The 21,848-nt window shown below is 60.1% G+C and carries 20 protein-coding genes; 7 read left to right on the top strand and 13 right to left on the bottom strand.

Annotated features, from left to right (window positions below):
* The first annotated feature begins 30 nt into the window (after positions 1–30).
* On the top strand, positions 31–1,260 hold the full coding sequence (locus tag IB250_RS18865; protein WP_192345213.1) for a nucleoside recognition domain-containing protein: 1,230 nt from the start codon (positions 31–33) through the stop codon (positions 1,258–1,260).
* Between the two features lie 119 nt (positions 1,261–1,379).
* On the opposite strand, the gene IB250_RS18860 is transcribed toward IB250_RS18865, so the two are convergent.
* The 9 genes from IB250_RS18860 to IB250_RS18820 all read right to left on the bottom strand — a co-directional run bounded on the left by IB250_RS18860 (position 1,380) and on the right by IB250_RS18820 (position 11,563).
* Complete coding sequence (locus tag IB250_RS18860) at positions 1,380–2,006, bottom strand: ABC-type transport auxiliary lipoprotein family protein (RefSeq protein ID WP_192345212.1); 627 nt, start codon at positions 2,004–2,006, stop codon at positions 1,380–1,382.
* Positions 2,003–2,941 carry an MlaD family protein gene (locus tag IB250_RS18855; protein WP_192345211.1) on the bottom strand — a complete coding sequence of 313 codons (939 nt, stop codon included), beginning with the start codon at positions 2,939–2,941 and terminating at the stop codon, positions 2,003–2,005. The genes IB250_RS18860 and IB250_RS18855 overlap by 4 nt, the downstream gene beginning before the upstream one ends.
* A 1-nt stretch (position 2,942) precedes the next feature.
* Positions 2,943–3,746 (bottom strand): ABC transporter ATP-binding protein, encoded by an 804-nt coding sequence (locus IB250_RS18850; RefSeq protein ID WP_063342006.1) that lies wholly within the window; start codon positions 3,744–3,746, stop codon positions 2,943–2,945.
* Positions 3,743–4,891: an ABC transporter permease gene (locus tag IB250_RS18845; RefSeq protein WP_192345210.1), complete on the bottom strand. Its 1,149-nt coding sequence runs from the start codon at positions 4,889–4,891 to the stop codon at positions 3,743–3,745. The genes IB250_RS18850 and IB250_RS18845 overlap by 4 nt, the downstream gene beginning before the upstream one ends.
* Before the next feature lie 54 nt (positions 4,892–4,945).
* A complete protein-coding gene (locus tag IB250_RS18840; protein ID WP_192345209.1) occupies positions 4,946–5,974 on the bottom strand; it encodes a DUF5924 family protein in 1,029 nt (342 codons plus the stop codon).
* 126 nt (positions 5,975–6,100) lie between these two features.
* Positions 6,101–7,480: a M16 family metallopeptidase gene (locus tag IB250_RS18835; RefSeq protein WP_192345208.1), complete on the bottom strand. Its 1,380-nt coding sequence runs from the start codon at positions 7,478–7,480 to the stop codon at positions 6,101–6,103.
* A gap of 56 nt (positions 7,481–7,536) precedes the next feature.
* Positions 7,537–9,195, bottom strand: coding sequence for a Na/Pi cotransporter family protein (locus tag IB250_RS18830; RefSeq protein WP_192345207.1), 1,659 nt, complete (start codon positions 9,193–9,195; stop codon positions 7,537–7,539).
* 206 nt (positions 9,196–9,401) lie between these two features.
* Positions 9,402–10,169 (bottom strand): TerC family protein, encoded by a 768-nt coding sequence (locus tag IB250_RS18825; RefSeq protein ID WP_192345206.1) that lies wholly within the window; start codon positions 10,167–10,169, stop codon positions 9,402–9,404.
* Between the two features lie 86 nt (positions 10,170–10,255).
* Positions 10,256–11,563, bottom strand: coding sequence for a CitMHS family transporter (locus IB250_RS18820; protein WP_123495544.1), 1,308 nt, complete (start codon positions 11,561–11,563; stop codon positions 10,256–10,258).
* Between the two features lie 321 nt (positions 11,564–11,884).
* Between IB250_RS18820 and IB250_RS18815 the strand changes: the two genes are divergently transcribed.
* Positions 11,885–12,286, top strand: coding sequence for a GFA family protein (locus IB250_RS18815; protein WP_192345205.1), 402 nt, complete (start codon positions 11,885–11,887; stop codon positions 12,284–12,286).
* Here IB250_RS18815 and IB250_RS18810 read toward each other — a convergent pair whose 3' ends face one another.
* Positions 12,287–12,613 (bottom strand): DOPA 4,5-dioxygenase family protein, encoded by a 327-nt coding sequence (locus IB250_RS18810; RefSeq protein ID WP_192345204.1) that lies wholly within the window; start codon positions 12,611–12,613, stop codon positions 12,287–12,289. It lies immediately after the preceding gene.
* An 87-nt stretch (positions 12,614–12,700) separates the two neighbouring features.
* Here IB250_RS18810 and IB250_RS18805 point away from each other — a divergent pair, with 87 nt between their 5' ends.
* The gene (locus IB250_RS18805) at positions 12,701–13,363 is read left to right on the top strand and encodes an NAD(P)-dependent oxidoreductase (protein ID WP_192345203.1); all 663 of its coding nucleotides are present in this window, start codon (positions 12,701–12,703) and stop codon (positions 13,361–13,363) included.
* 75 nt (positions 13,364–13,438) lie between these two features.
* Here IB250_RS18805 and IB250_RS18800 read toward each other — a convergent pair whose 3' ends face one another.
* Positions 13,439–14,389 carry a choline sulfate utilization transcriptional regulator gene (locus tag IB250_RS18800; protein ID WP_192345202.1) on the bottom strand — a complete coding sequence of 317 codons (951 nt, stop codon included), beginning with the start codon at positions 14,387–14,389 and terminating at the stop codon, positions 13,439–13,441.
* 114 nt (positions 14,390–14,503) lie between these two features.
* Between IB250_RS18800 and betC the strand changes: the two genes are divergently transcribed.
* The 3 genes from betC (at position 14,504) to IB250_RS18785 (ending at position 18,713) form a co-directional block, all read left to right on the top strand.
* On the top strand, positions 14,504–16,018 hold the full coding sequence (gene betC, locus IB250_RS18795) for a choline-sulfatase (protein WP_192345201.1): 1,515 nt from the start codon (positions 14,504–14,506) through the stop codon (positions 16,016–16,018).
* Positions 16,019–16,034: 16 nt separating this feature from the next.
* Positions 16,035–16,967, top strand: a complete 933-nt coding sequence (gene choX, locus IB250_RS18790; protein WP_192345200.1) for a choline ABC transporter substrate-binding protein — start codon at positions 16,035–16,037, stop codon at positions 16,965–16,967.
* Between the two features lie 177 nt (positions 16,968–17,144).
* Positions 17,145–18,713 (top strand): SulP family inorganic anion transporter, encoded by a 1,569-nt coding sequence (locus IB250_RS18785; RefSeq protein WP_192345199.1) that lies wholly within the window; start codon positions 17,145–17,147, stop codon positions 18,711–18,713.
* A 129-nt stretch (positions 18,714–18,842) separates the two neighbouring features.
* Here IB250_RS18785 and aroE read toward each other — a convergent pair whose 3' ends face one another.
* Positions 18,843–19,664, bottom strand: a complete 822-nt coding sequence (aroE, locus tag IB250_RS18780) for a shikimate dehydrogenase (protein WP_192345198.1) — start codon at positions 19,662–19,664, stop codon at positions 18,843–18,845.
* 13 nt (positions 19,665–19,677) lie between these two features.
* The gene (gene hemF, locus IB250_RS18775; protein ID WP_007902928.1) at positions 19,678–20,592 is read right to left on the bottom strand and encodes an oxygen-dependent coproporphyrinogen oxidase; all 915 of its coding nucleotides are present in this window, start codon (positions 20,590–20,592) and stop codon (positions 19,678–19,680) included.
* A 173-nt stretch (positions 20,593–20,765) separates the two neighbouring features.
* Here hemF and IB250_RS18770 point away from each other — a divergent pair, with 173 nt between their 5' ends.
* Complete coding sequence (locus tag IB250_RS18770) at positions 20,766–21,743, top strand: NADPH:quinone reductase (RefSeq protein ID WP_192345197.1); 978 nt, start codon at positions 20,766–20,768, stop codon at positions 21,741–21,743.
* Positions 21,744–21,848 lie beyond the last annotated feature (105 nt).

The raw sequence follows: 21,848 nt of genomic DNA, 5'->3' as shown, positions 1-21,848 counted from the left end.
ATTCGCCGCATCTTCCGGGGGATTTGACTGATGCTTAATGGCCTGTGGCTTGGCTTCTTCATCGTGGCGGCCGTATCGGCGCTCGCGCAGTGGCTGATCGGCGGTAACGCCGGAATCTTTGCGGCGATGGTGGAGAGCATTTTCGCCATGGCCAAACTGTCGGTCGAGGTCATGATCCTGCTGTTCGGCACCCTCACCCTCTGGCTGGGTTTTCTGCGGATTGCCGAAAAGGCCGGGATCGTCGAATGGCTGGCCAAGGCGCTGGGCCCGCTGTTCCTGCGCCTGATGCCGGAGGTGCCGCCCGGGCATCCGGCCATCGGTCTGATCACCCTCAACTTCGCCGCCAATGGCCTGGGCCTGGACAACGCCGCCACGCCGATCGGCCTCAAAGCCATGAAGGCGCTGCAAGAGCTCAATCCCAGCGACACCATCGCCAGCAACGCGCAGATCCTCTTTCTGGTACTCAACGCCTCGTCCCTGACCCTGCTGCCGGTGACGATTTTCATGTACCGCGCCCAGCAAGGTGCGCCCGATCCGACCCTGGTGTTCCTGCCAATCCTGCTGGCCACCAGTTGTTCGACCCTGGTGGGCTTGTTGTCGGTGGCGTTCATGCAGCGTCTGCGCCTGTGGGACCCGGTGGTGCTCGCCTACCTGATTCCCGGTGCCTTGGCCCTCGGTGCGTTCATGGCGCTGCTGGCGACGCTCTCGGCGACCGCTCTGGCGAGCCTGTCATCGATTCTCGGCAACGTGACGCTGTTCGGGTTGATCATGCTGTTTCTGGTGATCGGCGCATTGCGCAAAGTGAAGGTCTACGAGGCGTTCATCGAAGGCGCCAAAGAAGGCTTCGACGTGGCCAAGAACCTGCTGCCGTATCTGGTGGCGATGCTCTGCGCCGTGGGCGTGCTGCGAGCATCCGGGGCACTGGATTTCGGTCTGGACGGGATCCGTCATCTGGTGGAGTGGGCCGGTTGGGACACCCGCTTTGTCGACGCGCTGCCGACGGCCATGGTCAAACCCTTCTCCGGCAGCGCCGCACGGGCAATGCTGATCGAAACCATGAAAACCTCTGGAGTCGACAGCTTCCCGGCGCTGGTGGCGGCGACGATTCAGGGCAGTACTGAAACAACCTTTTATGTACTGGCGGTGTACTTCGGCGCGGTGGGCATTCAGCGCGCGCGACATGCGGTGGGGTGTGCGTTGCTGGCGGAGTTGGCGGGGGTTCTTGGCGCGATCGGGGTTTGCTACTGGTTCTTCGGCTAACCGAAAACCCTGTGGGAGCGGGCTTGCTCGCGAAGAGGCCGGTACATTCAACATCCCTGTTGACTGACACACCGCCTTCGCGAGCAAGCCCGCTCCCACATTAGATGTGCGTCCGACGTTTATGGCCTCAGCGGCGGCGCAACTTTCTGACCTTGCTCCACCGTCCAGGCCACCACCTGCGCCGTCAATTGATCGCTGGCCTGACCAAAACCGGTCACCACCGCCGACACCTTCACATCGCTTAACGGCTGACGCACTTCAAAGCGTCGGCTGGCGAGGATTCGCTGGTCATACCCACGCACCAACAACGCATCCAGGCGCACGACCACGCTCGCCGCCGTGCCTTGGTACTCGGTCTGGAACGCTTGCAGGTTGCCGCCCAGTTCCAGGTCCGCCTGGAAATTACTGTCATCGGTGCTGAGCAACGGCACGCGACCGTCACGCTGGAAACCATCGAGCAGACGATTGCGCAACAGCACCGGTGCCGGATCGCTCCAGCGTGAAGCCTTGTAGCTGCTGATCAGATCACCCTGAGGGATTACGACGATTTTCGGGTTGTTCAAGGCTTCGCTGGTCTGAGGCTTGGCCAGCCGCAACGACCAGCGCTGCGGCGTGCCGTGTTGGGCCGATGCGTCGCGCTGTGCCGACGGCAGTCGATAGACATCGGACGGCTCGGTCTTGGGGAAAATCGAACAGGAAGCGATCAACGCAGATCCGGCGAGGAGGGCGAGATGAGCCAGTTTCATGGCGTGAACTCCTTGTTTTTGTCGCTGCCCAGCAGGTAACCGCTGGGGTTGGCCTCAAGCCGCTGGGAAATGGTCCGCAACGAGCTCAAGGTATCGCGCAGCTCGCGCACCGCCGGCGCCAGGCCATTGAGGCCCTGCATGCCGCTGTTGAGGGAATCCTGATTGGCGGAGAGCAATGTGTTGATGGTCGCGCTGCTTTGTTCCAGGGACTTCATGGCTTGCTCGGCACTGCCAAACATCTGCTTGCCCTGATCGTTGAGCAGGCCGTTGGCGTTGCGCATCAACGCAGCGGTTTGTTCGAGTGTGGCGGAGGCCTGTTTACCGATCGACGCCAGTTGCTGCATGGCCTGACCGATGTCGCCGCGCTGGTCGGCGATGGTGCCGGTGGTTTGCTCCAGATGCTCAAGGGTCTTGCTGATGCGCTCGACGTTCTCCGAAGAAAACATCTGATTGGCGTTCTGCATCAACACGTTCACACCGGTCATCAGGTCGTTACTGTCGTTCATCAATCGAGAGATGGGCGAGGGCGATGCCACGATGGTCGGCAAATTGCCGTCCTTGCCCTTGAGCGTCGGACTTTGTGGCGTGCCGCCGCTGAGCTGGATGATCGAGGTCCCGGTGATCCCGGTTAGCGCCAGCTTGGCCTGAGTGTCTTCTTTGATCGGAGTGTCTCCGCCCAGGCGAATCCGCGCCAACACCCGGCGCGGATCGTTCGGGTCCAGACGCAGCATCACCACATCGCCGACCTTGATTCCGCTGTACTGCACGGCGCTGCCCTTGGACAGGCCGCTGACCGCCTCGTTGAAGACGATTTCGTAATCCTTGAATTCGGTATCGACGCTGGATTTGGCCAGCCACAGACCGAAGAGCAGGGCGCCTGCCACCACTATGACGGTGAACAGGCCAATCAATACGTGATGGGCTCGGGTTTCCATGTCAGACCTCGTTGAGCTGGTTAGCGGCCGTCAGCGCCGCGCGGCCGCGAGGGCCATGGAAGTATTCGTGAATCCACGCATCATCGGTTTCCGACACCTTGTCGATGGCGTCCGCCACCAGCACTTTCTTCTGCGCCAGCACCGCCACCCGGTCGGTGATGGTGTAGAGCGTGTCGAGGTCGTGGGTCACCAGAAACACGCTCAGGCCCAAGGCATCGCGCAGAGTCAGGATCAGTTGATCGAAGCCTGCGGCGCCAATTGGGTCTAGACCGGCGGTAGGCTCGTCGAGGAACAGGATGTCCGGGTCCAGCGCCAGTGCTCGGGCCAGGGCTGCGCGCTTGATCATGCCGCCGGACAGTGAAGCAGGGTATTTGTCGGCCGCCGACAACGGCAGCCCGGCCAACGCCATTTTCACTGCCGCAAGATGCTCGGCGTCGGCACGGCTCAGGCCGGCGTGTTCAATCAGGGGCAGGGCAACGTTCTCGGTCACGGTGAGCGAAGAGAACAAGGCGCCTTTCTGGAACAACACACCGAACCGCCGTTCGACCAGCGAGCGCTCGTGTTCCGACAGGCTCGGCAAGTTCTTGCCGAAGACCTTCACCAGCCCTTCGCTGGGCTGACGCAGGCCGACAATGCTGCGCAGCAGCACCGATTTGCCGCTGCCAGAACCGCCGACCACCGCCAGAATCTCACCCTTGTACAAGTCCAGGTCGAGATTCTCGTGCACGCTCTGGCGGCCGAAGCGATTGCACAGCCCACGGACTTCGATCACTGCCTCTGAAGGCGCTCGGGGTAAACGACTCACCAGTCCATCTCCATGAAAAACAACGCAGCCACGGCGTCGAGCACGATCACCACGAAAATCGACTGCACCACACTGGACGTGGTGTGCGCGCCGACGGACTCGGCGCTGCCGCTGACCTTGAAGCCCTCGAGGCAGCCGATGGCGGCAATCAGGAACGCAAAAATCGGCGCTTTGACGATCCCCACCAGAAAGTGCTGAACGCCGATGTCCGATTGCAGCAGTGACAGGAACATCGCTGGCGAGATATCCAGCGACAGCGCACAGACCACGCCACCGCCGACAATCCCTGACAACATCGCCAGAAAGGTCAGCATCGGCAGCGCCACCAGCAACGCCAGGACGCGGGGTACTACCAGCAACTCCATCGGGTCGAGGCCGAGGGTGCGGATCGCGTCGATTTCTTCGTTGGCCTTCATCGAACCGATCTGCGCGGTGAACGCGCTGGCGGTGCGGCCCGCCATCAGGATCGCCGTGAGCAACACGCCGAACTCCCGCAGAAAAGAGAACGCCACCAGGTCCACGGTGAAAATACTCGCGCCAAAACTCGCCAGCACCGTCGCCCCGAGAAACGCCACCACAGCGCCCACCAGAAAGGTCAGCAAGGCGACGATGGGGGCCGCGTCGAGGCCGGTCTGTTCGATGTGGGCGACCATCGGCGTGAGGCGCCAGCGCTTGGGACGAAACAGCCCGCGAGCGATGGTTTCCAGGATCAGGCCGACGAAACCCAACAGTTGCAACGTGTCCTGCCAAACAGCATCGACCGCGCGGCCGATGCGGGTCAGCAGTTGAATGCTGACGCTGATTTCCGGTTCTTTGATCGGCACGCAGAAATCGGTCAGCGAGCAATACACCGTCTGCAACAAGGCGCGATCCGCGGAGGAAAGGGTGCAATCGGGGTGTTCGGCAGATTGGCCCAGACGCTCGGCTCCCAGCAACTCCACCAGCAATGACGCACCCGCCGTATCGAGCGCTCCGAGGTCATTGAGATCGATGTGGGTGTTGTTGTCGTATTGGCCACGGAGCTTTTCACTCAGGCGGCTGAGGTCGGCGTAATGGGCGAGCGTCCAGTCACCCGTGACCCGCAACAGGGCAGGGCTGTGCGAGGTGTCCAGTCGGGCACTGCCAGGCGTTGTGCTGCTAGTCATAAGCTCCGTGCTTGTTCGGCTATTACGCAGATCTGACTAATAGCACGAACCGCGTTACTTTTCTTTGATGGGTGTGCTGTCCATGACTTTGAAGCGCAGCACGCCAATCAACTGACCGTCTTCAGTCAGCACCCGGACCTGCCATTTGCCTGCGGGGTTGCCGGGGAAGTTCTGCTTGTGGGTCCAGGCGCGGTAGCCTTCCTTGCGCCCGCCGTGGATGTCCAGGGGAATACGGTCGACTTCCTTACCGTTGAACATCCAGACGTGATAAATCCGTTCGGCCAGACCTCGCGGGGCGTTGATCGCGGTGTACGCGTACAGCCCACCTCCGCGAATCTGCTCGGCGCTGACTTCTTCCAGGCTCTTGCCGGGGGTACGGTCCTGCATTTGGGTGCTGATCGCCACATCGGTCATCCACAAGGTCGCCGGCGGAACCCAAGAGCGCAGCACCCAACCAGCGGCGCCGATGCCGACGGTGATGCTGAGGATCGCCAGCGCATTGCGCACAGTGCGAATCGGGAAGATCGAGGCCAGGCTCGGGAACGACAGCAGCATGGCAATGCCTAGCGCCAGCTTGAAGCTTTGGGCGGTGGTCAGGTGCAGGATGACGGGCAGGGCGGTCAACAGGGCCGCGAACAGGGTCAGTGTGTGCAGCGCCAGGAACGCCCAGCGGCGCGGTGCCAGCCATTTGTAGTAGAGCGGGTCGATGATCGAAATCAGCGCCGCCATGCTCAGTAATCCAGTGAAGAACAACTGGCCGCTGTTCCAGGTGGTGGTGATTAAAAAGAACGGCAGGACGAAGAACAGGCTTTCCTGATGGATCATCTGCGTTGCGTAACGCAGCAATGGCTGGGGTATTTCGCGCTTGAAGACCCTGGCGAACAGCTTGGTGAGGCTGTTTTCCAGCATCAACCAGACCCAGCTGATCAGCATGATGGTGGTGATCCACGTCGCCAGACCTTGTTGGCGATCCACCAGCATGAAGCTGCCGACCCCTGAAATGAAACCGCCGAGCGCAATGACCCCGGGATAGCGCTTCATCAATTCCAGGATGCGCTGTACGTACAGGGTCAGATTCGGCATTCGGCGGTTCACAATAGTCGTGGGAAAAATCCTCGACAGGTTACCGTTGGCCGAACGGTGTGGCGAGGGCCGTAGTCCGATTGCGAGTTTTTTGTAGCAGCTGCCGAACGCAGGCTGCGCCAGCTGCTACAAAGTCCTGTGGCGTAGGCGCCAACCCAGCAACATCAACACGATAAGCCCCAGCACCCCGACAATCGTCCACATCACCTGGTCATAACTCATCAGCGGCTTCTCGATCCGCAGATACCCCGGTTGCAGCAGCAATTCGCGCATTGCCTTGTTCGCCTCGGCCCGGGTCACGTCTTGCAGTGCCTTGGCCGGGTTGACGAAATGGCCATCCTCATAGTCGCCAAGGGCGCTCCAGTAATAGTCCGCCAGGGCGCTGTTGCCTTGCACGGCCCAGGCCTGGCGAGCGATGGCGGCTTGCTTGAGACGGGCGAAGGTGGCGGCATCGAGGCCGCTCTTGAGCAGATCGGCTTTAAGCTCATCCAGCACCTGTTCCGCTGCCAGCACGTCGTCGCGATCGAGGTCGGCGTTCAGGCTCATGAAGCCCACCCCGCCAAATATCTCGCGCTCGGCCGAGGGACCGTAGGACAACCCATGGGCCAGGCGCAATTGGCGATAGAGCGCCCAGTCCAGATAGTCCTTGAGCAGGTCGAAGGTTTCGTCATGCTGGTCTTCCAGCACCGGTTCCGGCACCAGCCAATGCAATTTGGCACCGCCGCCGACGAAACCGTTACTCAAATTGCGCTCGTGGGCCGCGCTGGCCTGAATGTCTGGCAGCGGCAGGTGAGCGCTAGGCTCAACCGCTTCGAGCGCACCATAGGCCCGCTCCAGATAGGCCGGCAGGAGGCGGTCCAGGTCGCCGACCACGATCAGGGTCATGTTGTTAGGCGCATACCAGTCCTTGCGCACCTTCTCCAATTGCTCGCGGGTCAGGTGATCGACTTGCGCGCGCTCGGGGCATTTGAGGCCCAGTTCCACCGCCAACTGATTACTGGCGGTATGACCCAGGTCCTGGCGATCCAACCAGCGTTGCAGGTGCGAGTAATGACCGCCGTCTTCGCGCTCGACCACTTGCTTGGCGACATTGATCGCATGGTCATCGATACGGGTCTGGGTCAACAGCGCCAACAGCAGGTCGAGGACCTTGCGCTGGTTTTTCGCCGGAGCTTCGATGACGAAGGTCGTGTCGGCATTGTTCGTATAAGCATTCCACTCGCCGCCCAGGGCCTGCATGCGCTCTTCCAGACCACCCTCGCCGGTGGCGTCGATGCCGCTGAACAGCAGATGTTCGAGTAGATGCGGCAGCTCCTTGTCGGCACAGCTGAAATCATCCCGGCCTACGCCAACCACCAACCGGATCGCCACATGCCCGCGCTCGGTGCCCGGTTTGAGGACCAATTGCAGGCCGTTGCGCAACGTGTAGCCCTCGACCTGAAAGCGATCCAGGGCAAATGAAGGCAGTGAGCCGAGCAGCAGACAAGCGAACAGCAAACAACGCATAACGAATTTCCGTACGACCCGCGTAAGTTCAACAGACTTCAGGCAACTGTGGACGTTCAGGGTGAATGAGTGATGTCAGTCAAATCGTCGACCGCCAGAGCGCCAGTATCCGAAGTACCCAACACTGCATAGGCGCTGCTGCAGAACAACGAATTCAAGCGTCTCATGTCAGCAATCAGTTCCAGGTGCAGCGAACTGGTCTCGATACTTTGTACGATCTTACGGTTTAAACGGCTGACATGAGCGTGGGCCAGACGGCGCTCCTGTGCGCGAAAGCGACGTTTCTCACGCAGTAACTGACGGGCACTTTCCAGGTCGGCACTAAGAAACACTGACAACCCCAGACGCAGATTGGAAATCAACTGACTGTGCAGCCCCGCCAACTCCTCCAGGCCCACCTCGGAAAAAGACCGGCGTTGCGAGGTTTTCTGCTGCTGAACCTTGCGCAGCATGCGCTCGATCAGATCGCTGGAGAGTTTCAGATTGATCGCCAGCTCGATGGTTTCCGCCCAGCGCCGGCTGTCCTGTTCGCTGAGGTCTTCGCGGGGCATTTGCGCCAGATAGAGTTTGATGGCGCTGTAGAGCGCTTCGACATCATCGGTCAGGCGACGAATTTCCTGGGTGACGGCGGTCTGTTTGCCGCGCAGCACGTCGAGCATGGCTTCGAGCATGCTGTCGACCAGATCGCCGATGCGCAGGGTTTCTCGGGCAGCGTTGGCCAGCGCCAGACTCGGGGTGACCAGGGCGGTCGGGTCGAGATGCCGTGGTTTGGCTGTGCCATTGATGTCCGGCCGCTCTGGCAGCAACCACGCACAGAGCTTGGCCATCGGCCCGACGCTGGGCAACAGGATCAGGCAACGCACGGTGTTGTAGAGCAGGTGGAAGCCGATGACCATTTCCTGAGGGCTGAAGTCGAGGCTGTCGATCCAGTGTACCAACGGGTCGAGCACCGGAATGATCAGTAGCAGGCCGATCAGTTTGTACAAGAGGCTGCCGAGCGCCACCTGACGGCCGGCCGCGTTCTGCATGCTGGTACTGAGGAAAGCCAGAATGCCGCTGCCGATGTTGGCGCCGATCACCAGGCCGATGGCCACTGGCAGGCTGATCACGCTGGCACCGGCGAGGGTCGCGGTCAGCAAAACGGCGGCCAGGCTGGAGTAGGAAATCATCGCAAACAGCGCGCCGACCAAGGCATCGAGCAGAATATCGCCGGTCAGGGAGGCGAAGATGACCTTCACCCCTTGCGCCTGAGTGATCGGCGCGGCGGCCTCGACGATCAGTTGCAACGCCAGAATGATCAGCCCCAGACCAATGCCGACCCGGCCCATCTGTCCGACCCGGGTTTGCTTGCGTGACAGAAAGAAAATCACCCCGAGGAAAATCAGCAGCGGCGACAGCCACGATAGATCGAGGGTCAGAACCCGCGCCATCAGCGCGGTACCCACATCGGCGCCGAGCATGGTCGCCAGGGCCGGGGTCAGCGCCATCAGGCCCTGACCGACAAACGAGGTCACGAGCATGGCGGTGGCATTGCTGCTCTGGACCATGGCGGTCACCATGATCCCGGCGACAAACGCCAGCCAGCGCCTGGACATGTTATGGGCGATCACGTGGCGCAAGTTGGAGCCATAAACCCGCAGGATGCCGGTTCGGACAATGTGCGTGCCCCAGATCAAAAGGGCCACGGCTGATAACAAATTGAGCAGGGTGAGCATACAGGCCCCCTGTGGTGGTAGCGCCCCAGTGGGGCAAGTCAACGGTGCCGCGCGTTTTTCTACGTATAAGCTGTAGTTGCCTAACGGTCTGGGCGCCAGCATCGCATAGCTAAAGAGGCGATTGAAACAAAACTGTCATGAAAACAGTTTGCTGCAGACATGACAAAGGGGCCTGAAGGCCCCTTTGTCATGGCAGAGTGTTCAGGTTACTGGCCCGGAACATCCTTGCGCAGTTTCACTGGCTCCTGCTGCTTCCTCTTTTTCATCATCGCGGTGCGCATCTTGATGTTGATCGCTTCCACCGCCAGCGAGAACGCCATGGCGAAGTAGACGTAGCCTTTTGGCAAGTGCACGTCGAGCGATTCGGCAATCAGCACGGTACCCACCAGCAACAGGAACGACAGCGCCAGCATCTTCAGCGACGGGTGCTTGTCGATGAACTCGCTGATGGTGCCAGAAGCCCACATCATCACTAGTACCGCTACGACAATCGCCGCGACCATGACCGGTACGTGGGACACCATGCCCACCGCGGTGATCACCGAGTCCAGCGAGAACACGATGTCGATGATCGCGATCTGGATGATGGTGTACAGGAAATTGCCGCCCTTGCCCGAAGGCTCGTCGCCGACTTCATCTTCACCTTCCAGCGCGTGGTACATCTCTTGCGAGCTCTTCCACAGCAGGAACAGACCACCGAAGAACAGGATCAAGTCACGCCCGGAAATACCCTGGCCGAACACTTCGAACAGGTCGGAGGTGAGACGCATGACCCAGGTGATCGACAGCAGCAACAGGATCCGCGTGATCATGGCCAGCGCCAGGCCGAAAATCCGGGTACGCGCCTGCATGTGTTTGGGCATGCGGCTGACCAGGATCGAGATCATGATGATGTTGTCGATGCCCAGGACGATCTCCAGGGCAGTCAGGGTGAAGAAGGCAACCCAGATTTCAGGGTTGGTCAGCCATTCCATGTGTATTCCTTTGAGCGAGTGTTTAAACCACAAAGGGCCCAGGCTTCAAACAACAAAGCCTGGACCCGTCATGGTGAGTCTTGGGCTTATAGAGTGCTGAACAGCGGAAAAATCCCCATCAGCAACGCAGCGACCAGTATGCACAGGCAAACCAATACTGCCCACTTCAGGGTGAACCGCTGATGATCACCGAATTCGATACCGGCCAGCGCCACCAACAGGTAAGTCGATGGTACCAGCGGGCTCAGCAAGTGGACGGGCTGACCGACGATCGAGGCACGTGCCATTTCCACCGCGGTTATACCGTAATGACTGGCGGCTTCGGCAAGTACCGGTAACACGCCGTAATAAAATGCATCGTTCGACATAAAGAACGTGAACGGCATGCTTACCAGCGCGGTAATCACAGCCAGGTACGGGCCGAGGAAATCGGGAATAACCGCCAGCAGGCTTTTCGACATGGCATCGACCATGCCGGTGCCCGACAGGATACCGGTGAAGATACCCGCGGCAAAGATCAACCCGACCACCGCCAGTACGCTACCGGCGTGGGCCGCAACGCGGTCCTTCTGCATTTGCAGGCAAGGGTAGTTGACGATCATCGCGATACTGAACGCCACCATGAACAGCACTGGCAGCGGCAACAGGCCGGCGACCAGCGTGCACATCAGTCCCAGGGTCAAGGCCCCGTTGAACCAGATCAGCTTTGGACGACGGGCATCCGGGAACTGCGAAACGCTGATTTCGCTGTGATCGACTTCATCACCGACCAGGTGCAGTTCACCCAGACGCGCACGTTCGCGTTTACCGTAGAAGTAGGCAATTGCCAGAATCGCCACCACGCCGGCCAGCATCGCCGGAATCATCGGTACGAAAATGGCGGACGGGTCGACATGCAGCGCACTGGCCGCACGAGCCGTCGGGCCACCCCAAGGGGTCATGTTCATCACGCCGCCGGCGAGGATGATCAGACCGGCCATGATCCGCGGGCTCATGCCGATGCGGCTGTAGAGCGGCAGCATGGCGGCGACGCAGATCATGTAAGTGGTCGCACCGTCACCGTCCATGGACACGATCAGCGCCAGTACGGCGGTACCGACCGAAACTTTCAACGGGTCGCCCTTGACCAGTTTGAGGATCTTGCGCACGGCCGGGTCGAACAGCCCGGAGTCGATCATCAGGGCGAAGTAGAGAATGGCGAACATCAGCATCACGCCGGTCGGCGCGAGCTTGGTGATGCCTTCAAGCATCATCGGACCGATCTTCGGCGAGAAACCGCCGAACAGGGCGAAGATAATCGGGATGATGATCAGAGCGATCAGCGCGGACAGGCGCTTGGTCATGATCAGGAACATGAACGTGATGACCATGGCGAAGCCAAGGAAAGTCAGCATAGGAATACTCCAGGCGTAGCGCGGCTAGGGAATGGCGAACCGGATGGGGGTCAGCGCAGAACGGGAAGCACGAGACGTACGGGCGGAGTGACAGCGAAGAGGCGGGTAGTAGCGGACATCAGAATCACCATTGTTGTTGTTTAATGGACCGGGCGGGCGATAAAACACTCGCATTGGCCAACCGGTCTGTTGCCGGCAGTGAGGGCGATCCTAATCGGGGAAGCTTTCAGCCAGCTTTCGCGAGTGAAAGCATTGACCGAATGTACGACCGGTCGTCGGCCGGGTTGAGGGTCCGTAAACACGGGGTCAGGAGCAAAAGACATGGGCAAACTTCACACTGGCGGCTGCCACTGCGGACAAATGCGCTATCAATTCAACGGGCCATTGCACGACATCGCGCACTGCCATTGCTCGATTTGCCGACGGGTCAGCGGAGGAATCGTGACCACCTGGATCACCGTGCCCGCCTCAGCATTTGAATGGATGGCGGGTATGCCATCCCGGTATGAGTCTTCGTCCACCTGCGTGCGGTATTTCTGCCGCAATTGTGGGGCACAACTGGCGTTGGTGACGAAGCTCAGCCCCAAGAGCATCGACGTGACCATCGCCACCCTTGACCATCCCGAGCAGGCTCCGGCCGAACGGCATATACGGACTGACAGTCGTTTGCCATGGCTGCATCTGGACGAGCATTTGCCCGGAGAGGCCCAAGAACAACTCTGATCAGAAAACAGACAGGTTCAGCGGCCGGATCGCGCCCATCCAGATCGCATGTTCGGTGTGGTCGAGCAAATCGTCGCCCGTTTCCGGGTGCAGGAATATCACTAATCCCTTGCGGTTGAGCGCCAGCCACGGCAATACCTCACCCAGGTATTGGGGCTCGAAAGCCAATTGGCAGCTCCAGTCCGGGTGCGGGCCCACCGGGCGTTCGTGCATGCGCCCCATTTTCAGTGGAAACAATTGCGCGGCCTGCTCACACAAGGCCCGTGCCTGTGGCAGGGTGCTGGCATCGAAGTAGACATGGGCGTGGTAACCCTTGATCTGTTGCATTTCAACCCCCCTCTAAAACTACTTGTCGAACCCACCCCACTTCCCGCAGGTCACACGCTATATAGGCAGCAAGTACGGAGCACATCCATGAAAAATGCCGAAACCCCAGTGGTGAAGGTGGTGCTTTATGGTGCCATGAGTAGCCTGGGCAGTGCGCTAATGGCTGAAATGCTGCGGCGCCAGCATGAAGTGATCGCGATTCTCGATGACCTGAACGCGCTCGCGCCGCGCCCTGGTTTACGCACCAAGGCGGGTGACCTGTTCGATGCCAAGCGGGTCAAGCAGAGCGTGGCCGGCTGTTCGGCGGTGATCTGCCTGCTCGATGCGCCAGGGTTGCCGATGAACAGTGAACACATCGAAAAATCCATCGTGCCCGGCCCGGTCGAGGAGGTGCTGGCGGTGGATGCACTGATCGACGGTATGCAGGCCGCAGGTATTGCCCGGCTGTTTGTGGTGGGCGATTTCGAGGTACTGGACGACCCGGAAATCGAAGACCCGTTGCAACGCCACGCCGCCGAAGAAATCCGCGAGTCTCTGCAAAGCAGCTCTTTGCACTGGACCTTGGTCAATGCACCACGGCGCGTGCCCGGGCTGACCATCGAGCATTTCAGTCACGTCAGCAGTAGCCTGGAACCTGGTCTGGCCGCAGCGCTGGAACAATTGAACAGGGTAGCCATAGGGATTGCCGATGAGCTGCACCTGAACCTGCATGTGGGTGAGCATGTGAGTTTTGTTGGGACTTCGGAATAGTAAAAGATCGCAGCCTTCGGCAGCGCCCACTGGCGCGTAGGAGCTGCCGAAGGCTGCGATCTTTTCGCTTTAGCTTTACACCGCAATCGAAGGCAAAGGAAGACCATTGAGCGATTGCGCACTGCTGGCCTGTTCCGCCATCAACCAATCCACAAACAGCTGAATCAACGCCCCACGCCGTTTGCGCTGGGGCAGGACCACGTAATAACCCAGCCTGGAAATCACCGTGTCGGCAATCGGGCGACACAACAGACCTTGCGTCAACAAGTTATCCACAAGGTGTCGCCACCCGATCGCAACGCCCTGGCCGCCAATCGCCGCCTGAATCAGCAAGGTGTAATTGTCGAAGCGCAGTTGCCCCGGAGCCGGGGCCGAGGTGATTCCCAGCTCGCGAAACACGCCGCTCCAGTCGAACCAGTTACTGCTGTGTTCGCCTCGCAAGTGCAACAACGGAAACTCCAGCAATGACTGGGCCGGCAAGGGCAGGGCGCGGTCCTTCAATAGCAGCGGGCTGCACACCGGAAACACCTCTTCGCTGAACAGCCAATAACTCTCGCCTTGCTTGAACCGGCCATCGCCGAACAGCACCGCCACATCGATATCGGTTCGCAGCATGTTGTGGCTACGCTCGCTGGTGACCAGACTGACGTCCACTTGAGGGTTGGCGCTATGGAAGCGGTGCAGGCGCGGCATCAGCCAGTACGCGGCGAAGGCAAAGTCAGTGGCCACTTGCAACACTTCGTGTTGCTGCTGTGCACTGATCGCGCTCAATCCTGCTTCGATATTCTGCAAACCGAGCTGAACTTGCTCGAACAGAATGGCCCCGGCCTCAGTCAGCTCAATCCCGCGATAGATACGATCGAACAACCGTGTAGCGAGCTGTTCTTCCAATCGCTTGATCTGCTGGCTGATGGCCGGTTGCGTGGTGCCGAGCTCTACCGCAGCGGCGGTGAAACTGCGCTGTCGAGCCGCGGCTTCAAAGGCACGCAGCAGGTCCAGAGACAAATCACCGAGAGCGTCATACATAAGCTGTGCTTATCCTAGTCATTGCCTGGCATGGGCTTTACCACAAAGATTATGGACTCCATGCTCGATCACAGCACTCTCGCATAAATATCCACTATGGAATGCCGCGATCACATGAAGCGCAAAAATATTCTTTTCATCATGGCCGATCAAATGGCCGCGCCAATGTTGCCGTTCTACGGCCCTTCGCCCATCAAACTGCCGAATCTGAGCCGCCTCGCCGCTGAAGGCGTGGTGTTCGACGCCGCTTATTGCAATAGCCCTCTTTGCGCGCCGTCGCGTTTTACTCTGGTCAGCGGTCAGTTGCCGAGCAAGATCGGCGCCTACGACAACGCGGCCGATTTCCCCGCCGATGTTCCGACCTATGCCCACTACCTGCGGCGCCTCGGTTATCGCACCGCGCTGTCGGGCAAGATGCATTTCTGCGGCCCGGACCAGTTGCACGGTTACGAAGAACGCCTGACCAGCGACATCTACCCGGCCGATTACGGTTGGGCGGTGAACTGGGACGAGCCGGACGTGCGTCCGACCTGGTACCACAACATGTCGTCGGTCCTGCAAGCCGGGCCCTGCGTGCGCACCAATCAGCTGGATTTCGACGAAGAGGTGGTGTTCAAGGCCCAGCAATACCTGTTCGACCACATACGCGAGGAGGGTGATCAGCCGTTCTGCCTGACAGTGTCGATGACTCACCCACACGACCCGTACACGATTCCCAAAGCTTTCTGGGATATGTACGACGACGCCGACATCCCTTTGCCCGAGACACCTGCACAGGATCAACTTGATCCTCACTCCCAGCGTTTGCTCAAGGTCTACGACCTGTGGGACAAGCCGCTGCCTGTGGATAAGATTCGCGATGCGCGCCGCGCCTATTTCGGTGCATGCAGCTATATCGACAGCAACGTCGGCAAACTGCTGCAAACACTCGAGGAAACCGGGCTGATCGATGACACCATCATCGTATTCTCCGGTGACCACGGCGACATGCTCGGCGAGCGCGGCCTCTGGTACAAAATGCACTGGTACGAAATGGCTGCCCGTGTACCGCTGTTGATCAGCGCACCAGGGCAATTCGGGACTGGGCGGGTCAGCGCAGCGGTGTCCACTGCCGACCTGCTACCGACCTTTGTGGAATTGGCCGGTGGCTCGCTGGAACCGGGTTTGCCGCTGGACGGCCGCTCGCTGGTTTCGCATCTGCAAGGGCAGGGCGGTCACGATGAAGTTTTCGGTGAATACATGGCTGAAGGCACCATCAGCCCGTTGATGATGATTCGCCGCGGCGCTTACAAATTCATCTACAGCGAAGACGACCCTTGCCTACTCTTCGATGTACATAACGATCCGAAGGAACAGGAAGAACTCAGCCAATCGCCGCAATATCGGCAGCTTTTCGAGGAGTTTCTCGCCGAAGCGCGAGCCAAATGGGACATCCCGGCGATCCACCGACAGGTGCTCGCCAGTCAGCGACGCCGGCGTTTCGTCGCTGATGCCCTGACGATCGGCAAGCTCAAGAGCTGGGATCACCAGCCACTGGTGGACGCCAGCCAGCAGTACATGCGCAACCACATCGACCTCGATGATCTGGAACGCAAAGCACGTTATCCACAACCCTGCCAAAACCAATAATGTTAAGGGGAAGTCCATGCAAAGGTTATCCACAGTACTGACGGTCGGGCTTCTGGCTCTGGGCAGTGCCTCGGCCTATGCCGAGCAAAGCTGCGAGACGGTAAAAATGGCCGACCCTGGCTGGAGTGACATCGCTGCAACCAACGCCATCACCGGGTTTCTGCTGGACGGCATGGGCTACAAGGCCAAGGTCGACACGCTGGCGGTGCCGATCACCTTTGGCGGTCTGAAGGATGGCCAGGTGGACGTGTTCCTGGGTAACTGGATGCCGGCACAACAAGGCTTCTATGACAAATTCGTGGCCAATGGCGACGTTACGCAACTGGCGAAGAACCTTGATGGCACCGAGTTCACCCTGGCGGTTCCGGATTACGTTTGGGACGCGGGTGTGCATAACTTTAATGATTTGAACAAGTACGCCGAGCTACACCCAAAAGAAGTCGACAAGAAGATCTATGGCATCGGCTCAGGCGCCCCGGCGAACATTTCACTGCAAGAGATCATCAAGAAGAACGACTTCGACCTGGGTCAGTGGAAGCTGATCGAGTCCAGCGAACAGGCGATGCTGGCCGAAGTGTCTCGCGCGGTGAAGAAACAGAAGTTCGTGACCTTCCTCGGCTGGACGCCGCACCCCATGAACGTTCAGCTGAAAATGCATTACCTGAAGGGCGGCGAGAAGTACTTCGGCGACACCGGCAGTGTTTATACACTGACCCGCAAAGGTTATGCACAGGCCTGCCCGAACGTCGGCAAACTGCTCACCAACCTGAGTTTTACCCAGGAAATGGAGAACAGCATCATGGCCGAAGTGGTGAACAAAAAGGTCACCAACGCCGAGGCGGCAAAGGCGTGGATCAAGGCTAATCCGGCGGTGCTGGATAAGTGGCTGGACGGGGTGAAGACCGTGGATGGAAAGGATGCTCTGGGGGCGGTGAAGGCGAAGCTGTAACTCCCTGCGCCGATCGTTCCCACGCTCCGCGTGGGAATGCATCCCGTGACGCTCCGCGTCACATTCAGAAGCGGACGCGGAGCGTCCATGGCGGCATTCCCACGCGGAGCGTGGGAACGATCAGCGATCGGTGTCTCGTCCTGCTACCCTTGCGCAAAATCCCACCCGAGAGGACCCATGGCCTTCCCCAGCCGCCATTCACTCTTTCCCTTCCTGACGTGGTTGCCCCGGCAAACCCGCGCCAGCGTCGGCCGTGACCTGATTGTCGGCCTGAGCGGTGCGATTCTCGCGTTGCCACAATCCATTGCCTACGCCCTGATCGCCGGTCTCCCACCGGAATACGGGTTGTACGCCGCGATTATCCCGGTGCTGATTGCCTGCCTCTGGGGTTCGTCGTGGCATTTGATCTGCGGTCCTACGGCAGCCATTTCCATCGTCCTGTACGCCAGCGTCAGTCCTCTGGCCGTCCCCGGGTCGCAGGACTACGTCACGCTGATCCTGCTTCTGACACTCCTGGCGGGCATTTTCCAGTGGCTGCTGGGTTTGCTGCGTTTCGGCGCCTTGGTGAATTTCGTCTCTCACTCGGTGGTGCTGGGCTTCACCCTTGGCGCAGCGGTGGTGATTGCCATTGGGCAACTGCCGAACTTGCTGGGGCTGGATGTGCCCAACCAGGCCACGGCGCTGAACAGCCTGCTGCTGTTGTTCAGTCATCTCAGTGAGGTGGACAAACCCTCGCTGGTACTGGGTCTGGCCACGGTCGGGGTGGGCATCGCGCTGAAACTACTGGTGCCGCGCTGGCCGACGTTGTTGATCGCTCTGGCCCTGAGCGGGTTGCTGGTGTGGTTGTGGCCAGCGATGTTCGGTCATGTGCAGTTGGTGAGCGCCTTTGTCGGGCGGCTGCCGCCCTTCAGCCCGCTGCCGCTGGATCTGGACCTGGTGTTGCGCCTGCTGCCCAGCGCGGTGGCGGTCGGCATGCTCGGGCTGGTGACGAGCCTGTCGATTGCCCGCTCCTTGTCGGCGCGTTCCCAGCAGTTGCTCGACGCCAATCAAGAAGTCCGCGCCCAGGGTTTTTCGAACATGGTCGGTGCGTTTTTTTCCGGCTCGCTGTCAGCTGGCTCCTTCACCCGCTCGGCCCTGAGCTACGACGCCGGTGCCTGCTCACCGCTGGCGGGCGTTTTTTCCGCGGTGTGGGTGGCGCTGTTCGCCATCTGTGGCGCGGTATTGATCGCGCATATCCCGATCCCGGCCATGGCCGGCAGCATTTTGTTGATCGCCTGGGGATTGGTTGACCATCGCGGCATTCGCGCCTTGCTGCGGGTCAGCCGTGCCGAGTTTCTGGTCATGGCGCTGACCTGTGTCGCGACGCTGTTGCTGGAGTTGCAAACAGCGATCTACGCCGGAGTGCTGGCTTCGCTGTTCTTCTACCTCAAACGCACCTCGCAACCTCGGGTGCAGCATTGGCGTGAGGGCGACGAAGACATTCTAAGAGTTGGCGGCTCGATCTTCTTCGGCGCCAGCCATTACCTGCAAGTGCGCCTGCAACGGATGCATGGTGCGCGGGTGGTGATCGAGGCGCAGCAGATCAACTTCATCGACTATTCGGGCGTGGAAATGCTGCATCAGGAAGCGCGACGGCTGCTGCGCCAGGATCGCAGCCTGACCCTGCGGCGGGCACGACCGCAGGTGGTGGAGGAATTGAGAAAGCTCGAAGGCGCAGAGAAATGCCCGATCCGATTCGAAGATTGAAACATCCCACCTTGGAATAAACACCGACCACTGTGGCGAGGGAGCTTGCTCTCGCTCGGGTGCGAAGCGCCCGCAGATTTTAGGGTCGCTTCGCAACCCAACGGGAGCAAGCTCCCTCGCCACAAAGAACTAAGCGGCCAACTGCCGGCGGAGTTCGGCCAGCACCGGCGCCGTATCCGGGCGCACACCGCGCCACAGGTAGAAAGCTTCCGCCGCCTGCTCGGCCAACATTCCCAGGCCATCCATCGCCACCGCCGCGCCGTGCTCGCTGGCCCAGCTGCAGAACGAGGTCGGGTCCTTGCCGTACATCATGTCGTAGCAAACCGTCTTGCCCGGCTCGATCAAGCTGCTGGCAATCGGCGGTACATCGCCTGACAGACTCGCCGACGTAGCGTTGATGATCAGGTCCACCGGCTCCTGCAACCAATCGAAACCACTGGCCGATACCGGCCCCAGATCCGCGAACAATTGCGCCAGCAATTCGGCCTTTTCCACCGTGCGGTTGGCGATGATCACTGACGCCGGTTGCTCCGCCAGCAACGGCTCCAGCGCCCCGCGCACTGCACCGCCGGCCCCGAGCAGCAGGATGCGTTTGCCCTTGAGACTGAAACCGGCATTGACCGTCAGGTCCCGCACCAACCCGGCGCCATCGGTGTTGTCGCCCAGCAGGCTGCCATCGGCCAGTTTGCTCAGGGTATTCACCGCGCCGGCCCGCTGCGCTCGCTTGGTCAAGCTGTTCGCCAAACGATAGGCGTCTTCCTTGAACGGCACCGTCACATTCGCCCCACGCCCTTCGCGGAAAAATGCCTGGGCACAGCCGGAAAAATCGTCAAGGGGCGCCAGCAAAGTGCTGTAGTCCAGTTTTTGCCCCGTCTGCTCGGCGAACAAACGGTGAATCAGCGGCGACTTGCTGTGGCCAATCGGGTTACCGAATACGACATAACGATCCATCAGAATTCCTCGTTCAGGCCTTGGCCAACCAATCGCGGTCTTGCAGGAAGTACTCGGTCAGACGCGCTTCTTCACTGCCCGGCTCGGCTTTCCAGTCGTAGGCCCAACGCACTTGCGGCGGCAGCGACATCAGGATCGACTCGGTACGCCCGCCCGACTGCAGGCCGAACAGCGTGCCACGGTCATAGACCAGGTTGAACTCGACATAACGACCACGGCGAAACTCCTGGAATTCACGCTGTTTGGCCGTGAACGCATCGTTCTTGCGGCGCTGCACGATCGGCAGGTAAGCGTCGATAAACGCATCGCCGATGGCGCGCATGAAGGCGAAGCTGGTATCGAAGTCCCACTCGTTCAAGTCATCGAAAAACAAGCCGCCGATGCCACGCGGCTCGTGGCGATGCTTGATGTGGAAGTAACTGTCGCACCAGGCTTTGTAGCGCGGGTAGACGTCTGGTCCGAACGGCGCGCAGGCCTGTTCGGCGACGCGGTGCCAGTGCACGCAGTCTTCTTCATTACCGTAATAAGGGGTCAGGTCGAAGCCGCCACCGAACCACCAGACCGGCTCTTCACCTTCTTTTTCAGCAATGAAAAAGCGCACATTGGCGTGGGACGTCGGTACATGGGGGTTGTGCGGGTGAATCACCAAAGACACGCCCAAGGCTTCGAAGCCTCGGCCGGCCAGTTCTGGCCGATGAGCGCTGGCGGAGGGTGGGAGACCACTGCCGAAGACGTGGGAAAAGTTGACGCCACCCTTTTCGATGACCGCGCCGTTTTCGATCACCCGGGTGCGACCGCCACCACCGGCAGGCCGGGTCCAGGCGTCTTCGACGAAACGCGCGCCGCCGTCTTCGGCTTCCAGGGCAGCGCAAATGCGGTCTTGCAGGTCGAGCAGGTAGGCTTTTACGGCCTCGGTGCGGGTAGTCATGGCATCACCTTGAATCGGGCAAAGCTACGCGGCGCTCATACAGGCCGGCGGCAAATTGCTGCGTAGGATAACACTGCACCTTGTGCCGTCGCAGTTGACGAAGATCAAGCTTGGGAGTTCGATAGAACGCTTCGCGCTACAACTCTAGAATCCAAGACCTAAGGAAAGTGCAGATGGCAAAGCGTATCCAGTTCCGCGCCCATGGCGGTCCCGAAGTGCTTGAGCACGTCGATTACCAGCCCGCCGAACCCGGCCCGCTGCAGGTGCGCGTGACCAACAAGGCTATCGGCCTGAACTTCATTGACACCTATTACCGCGGTGGCCTCTATGCGCCACCCGCCTTGCCGTCGGGCCTGGGCGCTGAAGGCGCGGGCGTGGTCGAAGCAGTCGGCAGCGAAGTCAGCCGCTTCAAGATCGGCGATCGCGTGGCGTACGGCAGCGGCCCGTTGGGCGCTTATAGCGACGTTCATGTATTGCCGGAAGCCAATCTGGTACATCTGCCAGATGCCATCAGCTTCGAACAAGCCGCCGGCGTGATGCTCAAAGGCCTGACCGTGCAGTACCTGCTGCGTCAGACATATGAACTCAAGGGTGGCGAAACCATTCTGTTCCACGCAGCAGCCGGAGGCGTCGGTTCCCTGGCCTGCCAATGGGCCAAGGCCTTGGACGTGAAGCTGATCGGCACAGTCAGTTCAGCAGAGAAAGCCGCCCTGGCGAAAGCCAATGGTGCCTGGGCGACCATCGATTACAGCCATGAAAACGTCGCACAACGCGTACTGGAATTGACTGACGGTAAAAAAGTGCCGGTGGTGTACGACGGCGTAGGCAAAGATACCTGGCTGACGTCACTCGACAGCGTCGCGCCTCGGGGGCTGGTGGTGAGTTTCGGTAATGCTTCGGGCGCAGTGGATGGCGTGAATCTGGGGATTCTCGCGGGGAAGGGTTCGCTGTACGTGACCCGACCGACTCTGGCGACCTACGCCAACAACGCTGAAAACCTGCAAAGCATGGCCGATGAGCTGTTCGAGATGATCATCACCGGGAAGCTTACGGTGGACATCAGTCAGCGGTATCCATTGGCTGAAGCGGCCAAAGCGCAGACCGAATTGTCGGCGCGGCGCACGACTGGCTCGACGGTTTTATTGCCCTGAGATTTGTGCTGCCTGTAAGGGCCTCTTCGCGAGCAAGCCCGCTCCCACACTGGATCAATGTCGAACACAAAGCCTGTGTTCACTGAAAATCTACTGTGGGAGCGG

Origin of the sequence: Pseudomonas sp. PDM09, assembly GCF_014852305.1 — a bacterium.
Classification (GTDB): domain Bacteria; phylum Pseudomonadota; class Gammaproteobacteria; order Pseudomonadales; family Pseudomonadaceae; genus Aquipseudomonas.
This window is presented reverse-complemented; position numbering and strand designations above follow the sequence as displayed.